General features: G+C 73.2%; 17 protein-coding genes. 6 read left to right on the forward strand and 11 right to left on the reverse strand.

What is annotated here, in order from left to right; all coding sequences use genetic code 11:
* Window positions 1–14 precede the first annotated feature (14 nt).
* The gene (locus tag FHX44_RS39045) at window positions 15–824 is read right to left on the reverse strand and encodes an alpha/beta hydrolase (RefSeq protein WP_147260365.1); all 810 of its coding nucleotides are present in this window, start codon (window positions 822–824) and stop codon (window positions 15–17) included.
* Window positions 825–898: 74 nt separating this feature from the next.
* Here FHX44_RS39045 and FHX44_RS39050 point away from each other — a divergent pair, with 74 nt between their 5' ends.
* The gene (locus FHX44_RS39050) at window positions 899–2,239 is read left to right on the forward strand and encodes an APC family permease (RefSeq protein ID WP_147260366.1); all 1,341 of its coding nucleotides are present in this window, start codon (window positions 899–901) and stop codon (window positions 2,237–2,239) included.
* A gap of 10 nt (window positions 2,240–2,249) precedes the next feature.
* On the forward strand, window positions 2,250–2,402 hold the full coding sequence (locus FHX44_RS42530) for a hypothetical protein (protein ID WP_170309222.1): 153 nt from the start codon (window positions 2,250–2,252) through the stop codon (window positions 2,400–2,402).
* 2 nt (window positions 2,403–2,404) lie between these two features.
* Here the strand turns inward: FHX44_RS42530 and FHX44_RS39055 are convergent, their stop codons facing one another.
* On the reverse strand, window positions 2,405–3,346 hold the full coding sequence (locus FHX44_RS39055; RefSeq protein WP_147260367.1) for a U32 family peptidase: 942 nt from the start codon (window positions 3,344–3,346) through the stop codon (window positions 2,405–2,407).
* A gap of 47 nt (window positions 3,347–3,393) precedes the next feature.
* On the opposite strand from FHX44_RS39055, the gene FHX44_RS39060 reads away from it, so the two are divergent.
* Window positions 3,394–4,206 carry an SDR family NAD(P)-dependent oxidoreductase gene (locus FHX44_RS39060; RefSeq protein ID WP_246170835.1) on the forward strand — a complete coding sequence of 271 codons (813 nt, stop codon included), beginning with the start codon at window positions 3,394–3,396 and terminating at the stop codon, window positions 4,204–4,206.
* Between the two features lie 40 nt (window positions 4,207–4,246).
* Here the strand turns inward: FHX44_RS39060 and FHX44_RS39065 are convergent, their stop codons facing one another.
* From FHX44_RS39065 to FHX44_RS39105, 9 genes are all read right to left on the reverse strand, one after another.
* Window positions 4,247–4,642, reverse strand: coding sequence for a RidA family protein (locus tag FHX44_RS39065; protein ID WP_147260368.1), 396 nt, complete (start codon window positions 4,640–4,642; stop codon window positions 4,247–4,249).
* Window positions 4,643–4,724: 82 nt separating this feature from the next.
* Window positions 4,725–4,994, reverse strand: coding sequence for a DUF6295 family protein (locus FHX44_RS39070; protein ID WP_425469173.1), 270 nt, complete (start codon window positions 4,992–4,994; stop codon window positions 4,725–4,727).
* Window positions 4,991–5,743 carry a dienelactone hydrolase family protein gene (locus FHX44_RS39075; RefSeq protein WP_147260369.1) on the reverse strand — a complete coding sequence of 251 codons (753 nt, stop codon included), beginning with the start codon at window positions 5,741–5,743 and terminating at the stop codon, window positions 4,991–4,993. The genes FHX44_RS39070 and FHX44_RS39075 overlap by 4 nt, the downstream gene beginning before the upstream one ends.
* 37 nt (window positions 5,744–5,780) lie before the next feature.
* Window positions 5,781–6,563, reverse strand: a complete 783-nt coding sequence (locus tag FHX44_RS39080) for an IclR family transcriptional regulator (protein ID WP_147260370.1) — start codon at window positions 6,561–6,563, stop codon at window positions 5,781–5,783.
* A 27-nt stretch (window positions 6,564–6,590) separates the two neighbouring features.
* Window positions 6,591–7,517, reverse strand: a complete 927-nt coding sequence (locus tag FHX44_RS39085; protein ID WP_147260371.1) for a carbohydrate kinase family protein — start codon at window positions 7,515–7,517, stop codon at window positions 6,591–6,593.
* Complete coding sequence (locus FHX44_RS39090; RefSeq protein ID WP_147260372.1) at window positions 7,514–8,158, reverse strand: class II aldolase/adducin family protein; 645 nt, start codon at window positions 8,156–8,158, stop codon at window positions 7,514–7,516. Before FHX44_RS39090 ends, FHX44_RS39085 begins: the two co-directional genes overlap by 4 nt.
* A complete protein-coding gene (locus FHX44_RS39095; RefSeq protein ID WP_147260373.1) occupies window positions 8,155–9,288 on the reverse strand; it encodes an ABC transporter ATP-binding protein in 1,134 nt (377 codons plus the stop codon). Before FHX44_RS39095 ends, FHX44_RS39090 begins: the two co-directional genes overlap by 4 nt.
* A complete protein-coding gene (locus tag FHX44_RS39100) occupies window positions 9,281–10,063 on the reverse strand; it encodes an ABC transporter permease (RefSeq protein ID WP_147260374.1) in 783 nt (260 codons plus the stop codon). The genes FHX44_RS39095 and FHX44_RS39100 overlap by 8 nt, the downstream gene beginning before the upstream one ends.
* Window positions 10,060–10,968 carry an ABC transporter permease gene (locus tag FHX44_RS39105; protein WP_147260375.1) on the reverse strand — a complete coding sequence of 303 codons (909 nt, stop codon included), beginning with the start codon at window positions 10,966–10,968 and terminating at the stop codon, window positions 10,060–10,062. The genes FHX44_RS39100 and FHX44_RS39105 overlap by 4 nt, the downstream gene beginning before the upstream one ends.
* Before the next feature lie 255 nt (window positions 10,969–11,223).
* Between FHX44_RS39105 and FHX44_RS39110 the strand changes: the two genes are divergently transcribed.
* Genes FHX44_RS39110 through FHX44_RS39120 form a run of 3 tightly spaced genes read left to right on the forward strand, consistent with a single transcriptional unit; the run spans window position 11,224 to window position 16,678 of the window.
* Complete coding sequence (locus tag FHX44_RS39110) at window positions 11,224–12,270, forward strand: extracellular solute-binding protein (protein WP_170309223.1); 1,047 nt, start codon at window positions 11,224–11,226, stop codon at window positions 12,268–12,270.
* A complete protein-coding gene (locus FHX44_RS39115; RefSeq protein ID WP_147260377.1) occupies window positions 12,267–14,495 on the forward strand; it encodes a N,N-dimethylformamidase beta subunit family domain-containing protein in 2,229 nt (742 codons plus the stop codon). Before FHX44_RS39110 ends, FHX44_RS39115 begins: the two co-directional genes overlap by 4 nt.
* Window positions 14,492–16,678 carry a N,N-dimethylformamidase beta subunit family domain-containing protein gene (locus tag FHX44_RS39120; protein ID WP_147260378.1) on the forward strand — a complete coding sequence of 729 codons (2,187 nt, stop codon included), beginning with the start codon at window positions 14,492–14,494 and terminating at the stop codon, window positions 16,676–16,678. The genes FHX44_RS39115 and FHX44_RS39120 overlap by 4 nt, the downstream gene beginning before the upstream one ends.
* Window position 16,679 lies beyond the last annotated feature (1 nt).

Raw genomic sequence — 16,679 nt, forward strand, 5'->3', positions numbered from 1 at the left:
GGGTCAGGGTGGCATCAACCGCCGCTGATCCGCACCACCGCGTCGACGACGGCAGGCCCGCTGTTGAGCTCCTCGTCGTTGTGCCGCACCCCCGGCAGCTCGACGTAGGACGCGCCCGCGACCTCGGCGACCGCCCGGCTCTGCTCGACCGGCACGATCTCGTCGGCCGCGCCCGCCACCACCGCGACCGGCGCCCGCACCGACCGCACGTGCTCCAGCAGCGGGAACCGATCCCGCAGCAACGCCCGGACCGGCAGGAACGGGTAGGCGCGCGCGCCGACGTCGGCGAGCGAGGTGAACGGGCTGCGCAGCACCAGCGCGCCGACCGGTCGCTCGGTGGCCAGCCGGGTCAGCGGCGCGCCGCCGAGGCTCTCCCCGAACAGCACCAGCCGGTCGGGCGCCACACCGCGTTCCTCGACCAGGTACCGGTACGCCGCGTCGACGTCCGCGGCGAGGCCCTCCTCGGTGGGCGAGCCGGGGTTGCCGCCGTAGCCGCGGTACTCCACGAGCAGGACGTCGAACCCCTCCGCCGCGAGGGCGCGCGCGAGCGGCGCCCGCAGCACCCGCGAGCCGCCGTTGCCGGGCGCCACCAGCACCGTCCGGTCCTCGGCCGGCCCGGTGGCGGGCGCCCACCACGCGGCCAGGTCGAGCCCGTCCCCGGTGTGCAGCACGACGTCGCGGCCGCCGTTCAGGTAAGCCGCCGCGGGTCCGTCCGGCCCGCCGAACGGCAGGTAGACCAGCCGCCGCTGGAAGACCCACGCCAGCGCGACGACCACGACCGCCAGCACGACGACGGCGACGCCCACCCGCAACGCGGTACCCATGCTCCGCCCGATGACCCGAGGATTCGGCCGCTGATGGTAGTCGGGAGACCCATCAGCACCCGATACTCGCGATCATGGCCGAGAACACGCACCTCGACCGGGTGCTGGGAATGCCGTCGATCGTGCTCTTCGGGCTCGCCTACCTGGTGCCGCTCACGGTGTTCACCACCTACGGCGTGGTCACCGAGCTCACCTCGGGGCACCTGCCGGCGGCGTACGTCGTCACGCTCACGGCGATGCTCTTCACCGCCTACAGCTACGGGCTGATGGTGCGCGCGCACCCGTTCGCCGGCTCGGCCTACACCTACACGCAGCGGTCGTTCGGCCCCCACCTCGGATTCATGACCGGGTGGGCGCTGCTGCTCGACTACCTGTTCCTGCCGATGATCAACTACCTGGTGATGGGCATCTACCTGGAGGCCGCGTTCCCCGGCGTCCCGGTCGCGGTCTGGATCATCGGCGCGATCCTGCTGGTGACCGGCCTGAACGTCCTGGGCATCCGGCTCGTGGCGCGGATGAACTTCGTGCTCGTCGCGATCCAGGTCGTGTTCATCGTGGTCTTCCTGGTCGCCGTCGCGCGCACGACCGCAGGCACCGGCATGCCGTCGCTCGCCGAGCCGTTCCTGCCGGACGGCGGCGAGGCGTCGGCCGTCCTCGGCGGGGCCGCGATCCTCTGCCTGTCCTTCCTCGGGTTCGACGCCGTGTCCACGCTCTCGGAGGAGACCCGCGATCCGCGCAGGCGCATCCCTCGCGCGATCATGCTGGTGACCCTGATCGGCGGCGCGCTGTTCATCGTCGTCTCCTACGCCGGGCACCTCGTCTTCCCGCGGTACTCGGAGTTCACCGACGTCGACTCGGCCGCTCTGGACGTCGTGGGGGCGGCGGGAGGCGCCGCCCTGACGGCGTTCTTCACCGCCGCCTACATCGCGGGCTGCTTCGGCTCCGCGATGGCGTCGCAGGCGAGCGTCTCGCGCATCCTCTACGCGATGGGCCGCGACGGCGCGCTGCCCGCGGCGGTCTTCGGCCGGCTGCACCGACGCTTCCACACCCCAGCACTCGCCACGGCGGTGGTCGGCGTGCTGTCCCTGATCGCGCTGGTCATCAGCCTCGAGCTGGCCTCCTCGATGATCAGCTTCGGCGCCCTGGTCGCGTTCTCGCTCGTCAACCTGTCGGTCGTCAAGCACTACGTCATCGACGAGGGGCGGCGCACACCGGCGAACCTGATCGCCTATGCCGTGGTGCCGGGGATCGGCGTGCTGCTCACGCTGTGGCTGTGGACGAGCCTGTCGGGCACCACGTTCGTCGTCGGGCTCGCCTGGATCGCCGCCGGGCTCGTCTACCTGGCCGGGCTCACCCGGATGTTCACACGGCGGCCGCCGGAGCTGCGCCTGAGCGAGGCCGAGCTCGCCGCGTGATGCTCGCCGCGTGATGCTCGAGGTCGACCAGACGGACGCAGGCGGCGCCCCGTCGGCCGGCGTTCATCCGCACGCCACCGCGGTGTGCTTCCCTTCCGCCGTGAACGTGTCGAAGCAGGCCCTCCGCGGCGCCGGCCTGGCGGCGGTCGCACCCGGCCGCTGAGCTCAGGCCACCGGGACCGCCAGCCCCTGGGCTCCCAGCTCAGACGTCACGAGGTCGGGCGCGGCCCGGTGCAGGTGGGCCAGCCCGATCTCGGCGCGACGCACGCGCTCGCGAGACAGCTGGACGTTCAGCGCCTCGTGCTGCCCACCGCTGGGGTAGACGTCGGGGTGGTTGCGCAGCCCGAACTTGACGTAGATCGGCGCCAGCACCCGCACCAACTCGGCGATCTCGTGGTGGCGGACGAACCCGCCGAGGGTGTCGGGCGACTCGACGTACATGTCGATCGGGATCTGCGAGGCTGCGCGGATCGAGGCCAGCCGGGGCAGCGTGAGGCCGGGCGGCACGTTGTAGGTGTCGGCGCCCAGGTCCTGCATGAGCCGCACGCTCACCGGGTTGGACGCCATCATCTGCACCGACACCTTCACCACGAAGTCGGGGGCGATCAGGCCCGCTTCCTTCATGTGCTTGGTCATCAGGAGCAGGCCCTCGTCGGCGACCAGCGCGCCGCGCACGCCGAGCTCGTTGGCGCGCACGAGGTCCTCCATCGCGTACGCCAGCTGGTCGGCGCCCTCGTGGCGGCAGCCGACGGCGCCGCCGGCAGGCGTGCGCGCCTGGGCGCCGATGTCCCACGGCGCCCGCGGGCCGACGAAGAGGGACAGCTCCACGCGCCGGGCCGCGCAGGCCTGCACCATGTCGGTGATCTCGGCGTCGGTGGCCAGCATGATCCCGCTGCCGGAGGAGACGCGGTGCACCCGCACGCCCCGCTTGTCCGCCTCGTCGAACACGGCCTCGAGGGCGGCCGGGCCCTCGACGCTGGGGATCTCGGTGCGGTACTGCGCCCCGTCCGGGAACCGCAAGGGCGAGTCGGGCAGGTCGTTGGCCTCCCGGGCGGGGTAGCCCAGGCGCGTCAAGAGATCGGCGACGGCAGCTTTCGTCTCAGTCATCGCGCCAGATCTTGCGTTGTCAGACAAGCTCGGCGCAACGTGTGCTCATGAACAACATGTCGGAGTTCGCGGAGCGGACCGCCGTGGTCACGGGCGCGGCGAAGGGCATCGGCGCCGCCGTCGCCGCGCGCCTGGCCACCGCGGGCGCCGCCGTCGTCGCCTGCGACGTGGACGGCGACGCGCTGCACGAGCACGCCGGGCGGCTGCGGGCGGGCGGCGCCCGGGTGGCCGAGGTGGTGGGCGACGTGAGCAGCGCCGCCACCGCCGAGCGGGCGGCGCAGGTCGCCCGCGAGGAGTTCGGCGGCGCCCAGATCCTGGTCAACGCCGCCGGCATCCAGCGCTACGGTACGGTGGAGACCACCGACGAGGGCGTGTGGAACGAGGTCCTCGCCGTCAACGTCACGAGCATCTTCCTCTTCGCGAAGCACCTCGTCCCGCTGATGCGCGCCGCGGGCGGCGGCTCGATCGTCAACGTCTCGTCGGTGCAGGCGTTCGTGACGCAGACCGACGTGGTGGCCTACGCCGCGAGCAAGGGCGCGATCAACGCCCTGACCCGCGCGATCGCCGTCGACCACGCCCACGAGCAGATCCGGTGCAACACGGTGTGCCCCGGCTCCGTGGACACACCGATGCTGCGCGCCACGGCCGAGCGCTTCGCAGGCGACCGCGATCCGGCCGACCTGCTCGCCGACTGGGGCCGCGCCCACCCCCTGGGCCGCACGGCCCGCCCCGAGGAGGTGGCCGAGGCGTGCGTGTTCCTCGCCGGCCCGCGCTCGTCGTTCGTCACGGGCAGCGAGATGCGCGTGGACGGCGGGCTCACCGCCACTGCCGGTGTCGTCCTCCCCGAGGAGGGGCGCTGACGGAGTTCTCGTGCACTGCGCCGACGCACGCCGAGTGGTGCTACGCGACGGCGGTGGCCTCCAGCTCCACCATCAGCTCGGGGATGGCGAGGCGGGTCACCCCCAGCAGCGTGCTCGCCGGCCGCACCCCGGCCGCACCGAACCGCTGAGCGATGACGTCGAAGCAACCGAGGACCGCGTCGACGTCGGTGGTGTAGACGTTGAGCCGCACCACGTCGCCGAGCGTCATGTCCGCACCGGCGAGCACGGCCTCGACGTTGTCCATCGCCAGGCCGACCTGCACGCGCATGTCCCCGGGGTGCTGCGGGCGCCCGTCGGCGTCCACGGACGTCTGCCCCGAGCAGATGAGCTGCCTGCGCCCGCCCTCGATGAGCTCGGCCTGGTCGAAGCCGATGCCCAGCGACCAGTTCCACGGGTTGACGGCGGTCCGTTGCATGCTGCCCTCCTGAAGCCGGGAAGCCACCGGCGTCATCGCCGGTGCCGCCGTCGATGGTCGCGCACGATGCGGCCGGGCGCCGTCAGTGGTGCTCGGCCCGCTCCACGGTCACCTGCAGCGCCGCCAGCAGCGCGCGGGCGGAGTCGAGGGAGAGCTCCACCGCCACGCGCGCGCCCGGGCCCTGATCCGGGTTCAGGAAGTCGATGTTGACCGTGTGGTCCTCCGGCGCGTGGACGGGGTGGTCGTAGTAGACCGTGGCCGTCCGCAGGGGGAACCAGCCCTGCGCCCCCTTGCCGCTGCTCGCCGTGACGTCGAACTTCTCGGTGCTGTAGGTGCACACGGTGCGGATCACGCCTCTCCGTCGAGGTGCTTCGCGAAGAACGCCTGGACGCGCTGCCACCCGTCCATCGCTGCCGCCACCCGGTAGGCGGGGCGGTCGACGGAGAAGAAGGCGTGGCCCGCGTCGTCGTAGCGGTGGAACTCGTACTCCTTGCCGTGGGTCTCCAGCAGTTTCTCCAGCTCGTCGACCTGGTCGGGCGAGGGGTAGGAGTCCTCGTTGCCGAACAGGCCCAGCAGCGGGGCGCGCAGCTCGGCGGTGCGGTCGGCGAGCGGCTGCACCTGCAGCGGGAAACCCTCCGGCGGGGTGCCGACGACGAACGCGCCGTAGCAGTCCACGGCGGCCTGGATGTCGAGCTCCAGCGCGGACAGGAAGGCCTGCCGCCCGCCGGAGCAGAAGCCGATCGTGCCGACCTTCCCGTTCGAGGTGGGCAGCGACCGAAGCCAGCGCGCCGCGCCCGCGGCGTCGCCGACGAACCGCGCGTCGGGCACCCCGCCCTGCGCCCTCGCGGTGGCGGCGGCGTCGTCGGGCTCCGCGCCGGGCGCCTCCCGGCTGTAGAGGTTCGTGCAGATCGCGTTGTAGCCCCAGGCGGCGAACCGGCGGACGATCTCCTTGGTGCCCCAGTCGAACCCGGGCATGTGGTGGATCACCACCACCCCGCCGCGGCTGCCCCCGTCCAGCGGGCGCGCGGTGTAGGCCTCGATCTCGTCGTCGTCCGCTCCTCGGATGCCGATGGTCTCGGCGAGCACGGCGTCGTGGCGCATGCGGATCCCTCCGGTCTCTCGATCGACGCCCCCAGGTCTACACCCCTGCACGCAGCCCCAACGCCCGGGACGCCTCCGCCGCCGCGGTGCGCAGCAGCCCCAGCTGGTGCTCCTGCTCGGAGTCGGGCAGGTGCGCGGTCAGCCCGCTCACGCTCAGGGCCGCGACGGTGGCGCCCGTGTGATCCCGCACCGGGACGCTCAGCGCCTTGACGCCCAGCTCGACGTCGTCGCGGCTGACCGCGAACCCGTCCTCGCGGATCCGCCGCACGTCCTCGCGCAACTGGTCGGCCGTGGCCTGGGTCGGCGAGGTCCGCCGCTGCAACGGACCCGCCAGGTAGCTCTCCACCTGCTCGTCGGGCAGGGTCGACAGCAGCAGCCGCGGGCCTGCGCCCAGGTGCAGCGGCAGCGCACCGCCGACGCCGAGGGTGTGGGTGGAGGCGTACCGGCCGTCGAGCCGCTCCACGCAGACCGCCTCGTCGCCGCGCAGCACCAGCAGGAACACCGTCTCGCCGGTGCGCCGGTAGAGCTCCTGCATGGCCGGCAGCGCCCGCTCGCGAACGGACAGCCGCCGCGCCATCGCACTGCCGACCCGGAACGCCCCGATGCCGAGGCGGTACGTGCCCGGCGAGGGCCGTTCCACGAAGTCCCCGGCGGCGAGCGTGGTGAGGATCCGGTGGCAGGTGCTCTTGTTCAGCTCCAGCCGGGCGGCGATGTCACCGAGGGAGAGCTCGTCGGTGGCCTCGGCGAGCAGCTCCAGCACCGCCATCGCCTTGACCAGCACCCGGACGGGCTCACCCGCACCGGCGGCCCTTTCGGCCATCAGCGGCTCCTCCGATCGTCCACTCGATCACGCTACGGCGCCGAACGCGAGCGTCGACGGGAGGTCGACGATGCCGGCGTCGGAGCCCAGCCCCTGCGCCACGAGGGCGGCGGCCGCCGTGCCCAGCCGCGCCGCGTCGGCCAGCGCACGGCCGGAACCGAGGCCCACCAGCAACCCGGCCGTGAAGGCGTCCCCGCAGCCCGTGGTGTCCACGACCGGAACCTCGAACGCCGGGATCCGCACGACGCCGCCGTCGTCCACGACCACGCAGCCCTCCGCTCCGGTCGTGACGATCACGGTGCCGACCCCGGCCGCCCGGGCCACCCCCGCGGCCTCGACCAGGTCGTCGCGACCCGTCACGCCGCGGATCTGGTCGTCGTTGGGGAGCAGGTACCCGGTGTGCTGCCACGCGGGCCGCAGCACGTCCACCAGCTCCGGCCGGCCGACGCTGAGCAGGTCCATGCTCACGACCGTGCCGTGCGAAGCGGCGAAGCGGAGCAGGTCCGGGAGGGCGTCGCGGGTGAAGTCCCCCAGGACGTCCGGCCCGCCGACGTGCAGCACGTCGGCCTCCGCCACGAGGTCCAGGGGAACATCGGCCGCGGTGAGCGTCGCCATCGCGCCGGGGGCGTGCAGGGCGGGTCGCTCGCCGTTGGGCCGGATCGGCAGCATGGTCGCGGGCGTCGCGAGGCCCGGCCGGCGGGCCATGTGCCGCACGTCGACGCCGTGCCCGGCGAGCAGGTCGAGCAGCAGCCTGCCGGTGACGTCGTCGCCGACCGGGCCGATGCTCACCACGTCGGCGCCGAGCTTGGCGAGGTCGACGGCGGTGCCGCCCGCCGTGCCGGCGGCCGTGATCCGGATCTCGTCGAGCACGCGGCGGCCCTGGCCGGGCGGGATGTCGGGGACCGGGCGGCCGAGGATGTCCAGGATGTGCGCGCCGAGGCAGATCACCTTCATGCCGGGACCTCCGTGCGGCGGCGCGCGACCGCGGCCAGCTCGTCACCGGTGAGCACCCGGGGTGTGCCCATGCCCGTCGCGGTGACGTGCAGCGCGCACAGCCACTCCAGCAGCCGGGCCCGGTCGTATGCCTGATCGAGCGTGTCGCCGTGGGCGACGGCGCCGTGGTTCTGCATGAGCGCAGCCGTGCGGCCCTGCAACGCCGCGTGCACCGAGCGGGCCAGCTCCGGGGTGCCGTAGGTCGCATAGCGCGCGACCCGGACCGGCCCGCCCAGCTGCAGCACGTAGTAGTGCAGGGCCGGGAGCTCGTCGAGCACGGTGGACACCGCCGCGCTGTGCAGCCCGTGGTGGTGCACCACGGCGGTGGCCCCGGTCGTGGCGTAGACGCCGAGGTGCATGGGCGTCTCGGAGGACGGGGGGTGCGGGCCGTCCACCCGGTTCCCGGCGAGGTCGACCACGGCGACGTCCGCGGGTTCGATCCGGTCGTACGCCATGCCCGACGGGGAGACCGCCACCAGCTCACCGACGCGGACGCTCACGTTGCCCGCGGTGCCCAGCACCAGCCCGTCGTCGAGCATCCGGCGGCCGCACGCCGCGACCTCCCGGCGGGCGGCGGCGAGCGCGTCCGTTCCCCGGCTCATCGCGCACCAGCCGCGACCGGGGTGGCCTGCGCGTCGACGGTGGGCTCCGGCTCGTCGTCCGGGACGAGCACGCCTGCGCCGTCGTCCCAGGAGACCTCGACCCGCTGGTCCACCGCGAGCGAGCCACCGGCGCCCGCGGTGTCACGCACCTGTCCGGTGCCCCCGCCGTCGAACCGGACCAGCACCCGCCGGAACGCGCCGTGGTAGACGACGTCGGTGATGGTGGCCGACAGGACGTTCCCACCGGTGGCCGCCCCACCGGCCGGGGCGATCCGCAGCCGCTCAGGGCGCACCACCAGTGCCACCGGGCCGTCGGAGGCCGATGCCTCCGGCACCCGGAGGCTGCACCAGCCGGTGTCGAGCCGGCCGTCGCGGACCCGGCCGGCGAACACGTTGGAATCGCCGAGGAACGTGGCGACGAACCGCGAGGCCGGCGTCTCGTACAGCTCGGCGGGCGTGCCCGCCTGCTCGATGCGGCCGTCGCGGAACACCGCGATCCGGTCGGACAGCGCGAGCGCCTCGTCCTGGTCGTGGGTGACGAACACGAACGTGATGCCCAGCTCCCGGTGCAGCCGGGCGATCTCCAGCTGCAGCGACTCGCGCAGCTTCTTGTCCAGCGCCCCGAGCGGCTCGTCGAGCAGCAGCGCGCGCGGCTCGAACACGACCGCCCTGGCCAGCGCGACGCGCTGCTGCTGCCCGCCGGACAGCTGGGACGGCAGCCGCTCGCCGTGCCCGTCCAGGTGCACCAGGTCGAGGGCCTCCGCCACCCGCCGGGCGATCTCGCCCTTGGCGACCTTGCGCTGCTTGAGCGGGAACGCGATGTTCTCGGCCGCGGTCATGTGCGGGAACAGCGCGTAGTTCTGGAAGACCATCCCCAGGTTGCGCCGGTACGCCGGGAGCTGCGCGATGTCGTTGCCGTCCAGGGCGATCCGGCCGGAGGTGATCGCCTCGAACCCGGCGATCATGTTCAGGGTCGTGGTCTTGCCCGAACCGCTGGGGCCGAGCAGGGTCATGAACTCCCCGGCCCGGATCTCCAGGTCGATGCCGTCGACGGCGGGGGCGGCCGCGCCGGGGAAGCGCTTGGTGAGGCCCTCGACCTCGATGCGGGCTCCGGACGGGGCGTCAGGCACGGGTCCTCCTGAGGGTGGCGGCCAGGGTCAGCAGGGCGGTGGTGAGCGTGACGACCACGGTGGCGGCCGCCGCGATCGTCGGGTCCACCTCGTTGGTCACGGACGTGAACATCCGCACCGGCAGCGTCTGCAGCTGCGGTGACTGGACGAATATCGACACCACGACCTCGTCGAAGGAGGTGACGAACGCGAACACCGCACCCGACAGCACCCCGGGCATGATCAGCGGCAGGGTGACGGCGCGGAACGTGGCGGGCGCGGAGGCGCCGAGGCTGGCCGCGGCCCGTTCCAGGGTGCGGTCGAACCCACCCAGGGCCGACCCCACGTTCACGGTGACGAACGGGATCGCGAGCACCGTGTGCGCGATGATGAAGCCGACCGGCGTGCCGATCAGGCCCCACTGCAGGAACGCGGCGTAGACGGCGACCGCGACCACGATGCCGGGCACGATGAGCGGCGCGAGGAACAGCCCGTTCAGCACCCCGCGGCCCCGGAACGCCGTGCGGGAGAGGGCGAATGCGGCCGCGGTGCCGAGCAGGGTCGCGACCACCGTGACGATCACGGCGAGCTGGATCGACACCAGCAGCGCGTTGAGCCAGCTCGGCTCGGTGAAGAAGGTCTCGTAGTGCCGCAGGCTCCACGAGCTCGGCGGGAACGCGAAGCTGTCCTCACCGGAGAAGCTGATCGGGATGACGATCAGCGTGGGTACGAGCAACCAGGCGCCGATCAGGATGCCGAGCGCGACGAGCGCGCGGCGCAGGCCGACGGACCTCATGAGGCAGTACCTCCGACCAGGGCCGCGGGGGCGCCGCCGGTGCGGGTGAGCCGCTGCACGCCGGCCACGAGCACGAGGGTGACGACCAGCAGCGTCACCGCGAGCGCGCCGGCCGCGCCGAAGTTCAGCAGTTGGTTGACCTGGACCGAGATGAGCTGCGCCAGCATCGACTGCTGCGGCGACCCGACGAGCGACGGCGTCACGTAGAAGCCGAGCGAGAGCACCATCACCAACGTCGCGCCCGCGGCCACGCCGCGCAGCGACAACGGCAGGTACACGCGCAGGAACGCGTTGATCGGCCGGGCGCCGAGGCCCATCGCCGCATCGACGAGCCGCCGGTCGATGCCGCGCATGGCCGCGTACACCGGCAGCACCATGAACGGCAGCATCACCTGGGCCATCGCGATGCTGACGCCCGCGGTCGTGCCCAGCAGGCGGGTCGGGCCGAGCCCGACCGCCGCGAGCAGCGCGTTGACGACGCCGGTGTCCTGCAGCAGCACGACCCACGCGAAGGTCCGTGCCATCAGCGACGTCCAGAACGGGAGCAGCACGAGTGCGGTGAGCACCGCCCGCCACCGGGGACCGACGATGGTCATCAGGTACGCGTACGGGTACGCGCAGAGCACGCACAGCACCGTGACGACCGCGGCCATTCCGAGCGTGCGCAGCACCACCGTGACGACGACCCCGTCGGTGGCGAGGCCGGTGTAGTTGCCGATGCCGAGCTCGGGCGTGCTCACCGAGAGCCAGGCCAGCCGGATCGCCGGGACCACGAAGAACACGCCGAGCACGATGACGGCGGGAAGCGCGAGCAGCAGCAGCGCGCGGCCCGCGCGCCGCGTGCGGGACACCGCCGGTGGCGCGGGCGCCACGGCCGCTGTCCCCGCCGAGCTGACCGACACCATGGACACACCCCACTTCGGTCGCTATGTGGCACGGGTTTCACCATTCGAAATGGCAGCGTCGCGGCCGAGCGGCGTGTTGTCAACCCGTCGAGGAGGCCGGTTACGTGGATGAAATCGGATCGATCAGGCGGTTCACGCGCGAGGCCTTGACGCCCCCGTCCTGTGCCAGCCATTCTCCTGGTGCCACATCCTGAATCGCGTTCTGGATTGTGAAACGCAAAGGTGCGTGGCACCCCGTCGATCGAAGGTGGTCCCGTGCGCAACCGCAGGCTCGTCACCGCGCTGGCCCTCACCGCTGCCGTCAGCTTCAGCGCCACCGGCTGCTTCGCCACCGTCGGCGGGGACCCGGCCGCCGGCGGCACCGTCGTGTTCAGCAACACCGGCGGAGCGCTCGCCGCGATCTTCGCCGAGACCGCCTACAAGGAGCTCTCCGGGCAGGGCATCCAGGTGGCCGAGGAGTCCCCGAACAACGAGGCCAAGCTCACCGCGATGGTCGAGTCCGGCTCCCCCACCTGGGACGTCTTCTACTCCTCGCCCTACCGCACCGTGGCCAAGTGCGACGTGCTGTTCGAGAAGCTGGACAAGTCCAGGATCAACACCGCCGGGCTCGACCCCGCGCAGGTCACCGACTGCGGGGTGCCGGTGCTGAAGTCCGCCTTCCTGCTGGTCTACAACGCCGACAAGTACGGCGACCGGCCACCGCACAGCTGGGCCGACTTCTACGACACCACCAACTTCCCCGGCACCCGCGGGATCATGAACTACGCCAAGGACGCCGGCATGGAGACGGCACTGCTCGCCGCGGGCGTGCCCGGCGACCAGCTCTACCCCCTCGATTACGAGCGCGCGTTCGCCACGCTCGACAAGATCCGGCCCTCGGTGCGGTTCTACGACACCGGTGCGCAGCAGACCCAGGCTCTCGAGTCCGGTGAGGTCGACATGATGCTGGCCTGGCCGGGGCGCGCCTACGAGGCGGCGAAGAACGGCGCCAACCTGAAGGTCGTCTGGAACCAGCCCCTCTACTACGAGGACTCGCTCGGCATCGTGAAGGGCGCCAAGAACCTCGACGCGGCGTACGCGCTGATCAACGCACTGGTCGACGTCCCGACCCAGGAGCTCATCATGCAGCGCCAGCCCTACGGCTCGCCCAACGCCAACGCGAAGCCGTCCGACGACCCGCTGATCAACTCCTTCATCGCCACCAGCAACGTCACCGGCACGGAGGTGCAGCGCGACAACGAGTGGTGGGCGGCGAACCTCGACGAGGCCACCCGGCAGTGGACGGAGTGGGTGAACAGGTGAGGTTGCTCGGCTACGGCGACCGGCTCTCCGTCCCCGCGGGCGGGCGCGTCGAGTTCAAGGTCAGCAGCGAGCTCCCGGAGTTCACGCCCTCCCTGGTGCGGCTGCGCCGCGGCGGCTCCCCGGTGCACGAGTCCGACCTGCTGGAGGAGGAGGTCGAAGCGTCGCTCCCGGCGACGGTGCCCGGGCGCGTCCAGGTGGCCCGCGCCGGCTCCTACGTCGAGGCGCCACTGCGTCCGGGCGCCGAGGTGTCCGGCGCCGGGCTCGCGGTCTGGCTGCTCCCCACCCGGCTGGACCGCGACCGCGAGCAGACCGTGCTCGCGCTGATCGCCCCCGACGGAGCCACCGGCTACCTGCTGTCCGTCTCGGCGCGCGGCTGCACGCTCCGCGACGCGGGCGGGACCGAACTGGCCCGCCTCGACGTGGCACCGGTCGAGCGCCAGTGGTCGTTCCTCGCGGCGACGGTCTCCCTCGCAGGCGAGGTCCAGCTCGCCTTGCACAGGCCGGGAGGTGCCGACTCCCGGGTTCAGGAAAGCCACATTCAGGGCCGTCAAGGCCAGGAAAGTGGCTTTCCTGAACCTCGGGGAACGGGCACGTGGCTGCTCCGGGTCGGCGCCGGCCCGCGCGGGGGCTTCTTCAACGGCCGGGTGGCTCGGCCGGTCGTGTCTGCCACGAGCTGGACCGCCGACGCGACCGAGCGGCTCGCCGCGGGCGAGGACGCGGTCGCGCTCCTGGGCACCGACGGCGTCAGCGCCCTTGCGCTCGGCCGGGACCCCGCGGCCACCGCGGTGGCCGACGACGGGTCGCTCACCGCGGGCGGCGTCGCCGTCAACCGGCCGGCGAGCGCCGTGCCCGGGCCGTTCTGGCGCTGCCGCGAGACCGACTTCCGGCGCGTGCCGGACGAGTACGACGCCCTGCACCTGCACGAGGACGACCTCGACGACGCCGGATGGGAGACCGATGTGGTCCTCACCGTCCCCGCCGGGGCGGCGAGCGGCGCCTACGCCCTGAAGATCCGCGCGGGCGACCACGTCGACCGCATCCCGTTCGTCGTCACCGCGCCCGACGGCACTCCCCCGGCCCCGGTCCTCGTGGTGCTGCCGACCTGGACCTACCTCGCCTACGCGAACTGGCGCACCTACGCCGAGTTCGAGGAGGAGCGGGTCGCGCTCTACGGGGAGCGCCGCGGCGTGGACCCCCGGGACCGCTGGCTGGCCCGCCACCCGGAGCTCGGCAAGTCGCTCTACGACGTGCACACCGACGGCAGCGGCGTCATGTACTCCTCCCGGGCGCGGCCGATCGTCAACATCCGCCCGGACTACTACACGCCCACCACCCGCGGGCTGCGCCACTTCGCGCAGGACCTGTCGCTGCTGGACTGGCTCGACCGCCGCGGCGAGGACTACGCCGTGATCACCGACGACGAGCTGGAGGACCACGGCGCGGACGCCCTCGCCGGGCACCGCGTCGTGATCACCGGCAGCCACCCCGAGTACTCGTCGGCGCGGATGCTCGATGCCTACCAGGCCCACGCCGACTCCGGCGGCCGGCTGATGTACCTGGGCGGCAACGGCTTCTACCACGTCACCGCCCGCCACGAGGGGCCGTCCGGGGCGATCGAGATCCGCCGCGCCCGGGGCAGCCGGACGGCGTGGGCCAGCGGCGCGGGCGAGGAACACCTGTCCGGGACCGGCGAGCCCGGCGGGCTGTGGCGGTGGCGCGGCCGGGCGCCGCAGCGCCAGTTCGGCGTCGGCATGACCGCACAGGGCTTCGACAAGGCGAGCGGCTACCGCAGGACCCCGCAGAGCCGCGACGATGCGGTCGCCTGGGTCTTCGACGGCGTGGACGTGGGCGTCGGCGAGATCTTCGGCGACCACGGCCCCGGCCTCGGCGGGGCGGCGGGCGACGAGATCGACCGCGCCGACGTCGCGCTGGGCACCCCGGCCGACGCCGTGGTGCTGGCGAGCTCCGTGGGGCACTCCGCGAGCATCGTCCTGGTCCCGGACGATCAGACGATCTCCTACGCGGTACCCACCGCACCCGACCCACGGGTCCGCTCCGACATCGTGATCTTCGGCAGGCCCGGCGGCGGCGCCGTCTTCGCGGTCGGCTCCATCGCCTGGTCCACCGGGATGACGCACAAGGGCGGCGACAACGACGTCTCCCGGATCACCGCCAACGTCCTGGACCGCTTCCGCGACCACGCCGACCCGGTGGCCCGCGCATGAGGCTCGTCGGTTACGCCGACCGGCTCTCCGTGCGCGCCGGGGACCCGATCGCGTTCCACGTCAGTTGCGCGCACGCGGACTATCGGCCGGAGGTCGTCCGGCTGCGGCGCGGCGGCTCGCCCCGCCACGGGCTCGCGCTCGTCGAGGAGACCGTCGCGAGCGGGCTGCCGGCTCGGCTGCCGGGCCGCGTGCAGACCACCACCTCCGGCTCGTTCGTCGAGGCGGGCCCGGTCGGTCCGATGGACGCGGTCGGGCTCGCGGTGTGGTTCCTCCCGACCCTCCCCGGCACCAGCCCTCGGCCGCTGCTGGCGGTCGGCGACCTGGTCCTCGACGTCTCGGCCGCCGGGTTGGCCCTGCGCCGCGGCGCGACCACGCTGGCCACCCTCGACGCGGCGCCCGTCGAGCGACGCTGGTCGTTCGCCGCCGCGACCGTGGACGCCACCGGCGAGGTGCGGCTCTCGCTGCACCGGCCGGGCCTCGACGCGGCAACCACGGCCGCGCAGGCGCGACCGTCCGCGACCAGCGGGGTGCTGCGGATCGGCGCTGATGCAGGTCCGGGCGGCACGCCGACCGGCGGGCTCGGCACGACGTTCAACGGGAAGGTCGCCCGGCCGGTCGTCGCCGCGACCGCCTGGCCCGCGACGACGACGGCGGCGGTGGCGGCCGGCGCCGACCCGCTCACCCTGCTCGACCCGGCCACGACCAGCGCGCTCGACCTCGCCGCCGACCCCGGCGGCACCCGCGTGCACGACCGCGGCGGGCTCACCGGCGGCGCGCTGATCAGGCACCTCCCCACCCGCGGCGTGCCCGGGCCGTTCTGGACCGGCGCGGAGGCCGACTTCCGCCGCGCCTCGGAGGAGTTCGACGCGTTGCACCTGCACGACGACGACCTCGCCGACGCAGGCTGGGAACCGGATCTCACCTGGGACGTCCCCACCGACCTGCCCAGCGGCGTCTACGCCCTGAAGACGACCGCGGAGGGGGACGTCGACCGGATCCCGTTCGTCGTCACCCCGGCCCGGCACGAGGCGCCGGTGCTCGTGGTGCTGCCCACGTGGACCTACCTCGCCTACGCGAACTGGCGCACCTACGCCGAGTACGAGGCCGAGCGGCTGGTGATCTACGGGGAGGCGCGCGGGATCGACGAGCGGGACCGCTGGCTGGTTGCGCACCCCGAGTTCGGTCGCTCGCTCTACGACGTGCACACCGACGGCAGCGGGGTCTGCCACTCCAGCAGGCTGCGCCCGATCGTCAACATCCGGCCCGACTACTACACCCCCACCACCCGCGGGTTCCGCCACTACGCGCAGGACCTGCTGCTGCTCGACTGGCTCGACCGGCGCGGCGAGCACTACGCCGTCGTCACCGACGACGAGGTCGAGCGCGAGGGCGCGGACCTGCTCTCCCGCTACGACGTGGTGCTCACCGGCAGCCACCCCGAGTACTGCTCGGCGGGCATGCTCGACGCCTACCTCGGCTACACGCGCGCCGGTGGGCGGCTGATGTACCTGGGCGGCAACGGCTTCTACCAGGTCACCGCCCGGCACCCGGGCCACCCGGACTCGGTGGAGATCCGCCGCGGCCACGCGGGCGTGGCCACCTGGGTGTCCGACCCCGGCGAGGAGCACCTCGCGGCGACCGGCGAGCGGGGCGGGCTGTGGCGGATGCGCGGGCGCGCGCCGAACCTGCTGGCCGGCGTCGGGTTCACCGCGCAGGGCTTCGACTCCGGGTACGGCTACGCCCGCACCGAGGCGAGCGCGGACCCGTCGGTCTCGTGGGTGTTCGAGGGTGTGCCCGCCGGGGTCGGTGACGTCTTCGGCGTCGAGGGGCCCGGTCTGGGCGGCGCCGCCGGTGACGAGCTGGACCGCGCCGACGTCACGCTCGGGACACCGGCCGACGCCGTCGTGCTGGCCTCGTCCGTCGGGCACTCGGACAAGATCGCGCTGGTGCCCGAGGAGGCCGACCACGGCTACGCCGCGCCCCCACCCGGCATCCACCCCAAGGTCCGCGCCGACGTCGTCCTCTTCGCGCGGCCCGGCGGCGGGGCCGTGTTCTCCGTCGGCTCGATCGCCTGGTCGACCGCGATCACGCACAAGGGCGGCGACAACGACGTCTCCCGGATCACCGCCAACGTCCTCGACCGGTTCCGGGACGAGCCCGGCCCGGTGGTCGGCGAGCAGTAAG

The organism is Pseudonocardia hierapolitana (assembly GCF_007994075.1).
Taxonomy (GTDB): domain Bacteria; phylum Actinomycetota; class Actinomycetes; order Mycobacteriales; family Pseudonocardiaceae; genus Pseudonocardia; species Pseudonocardia hierapolitana.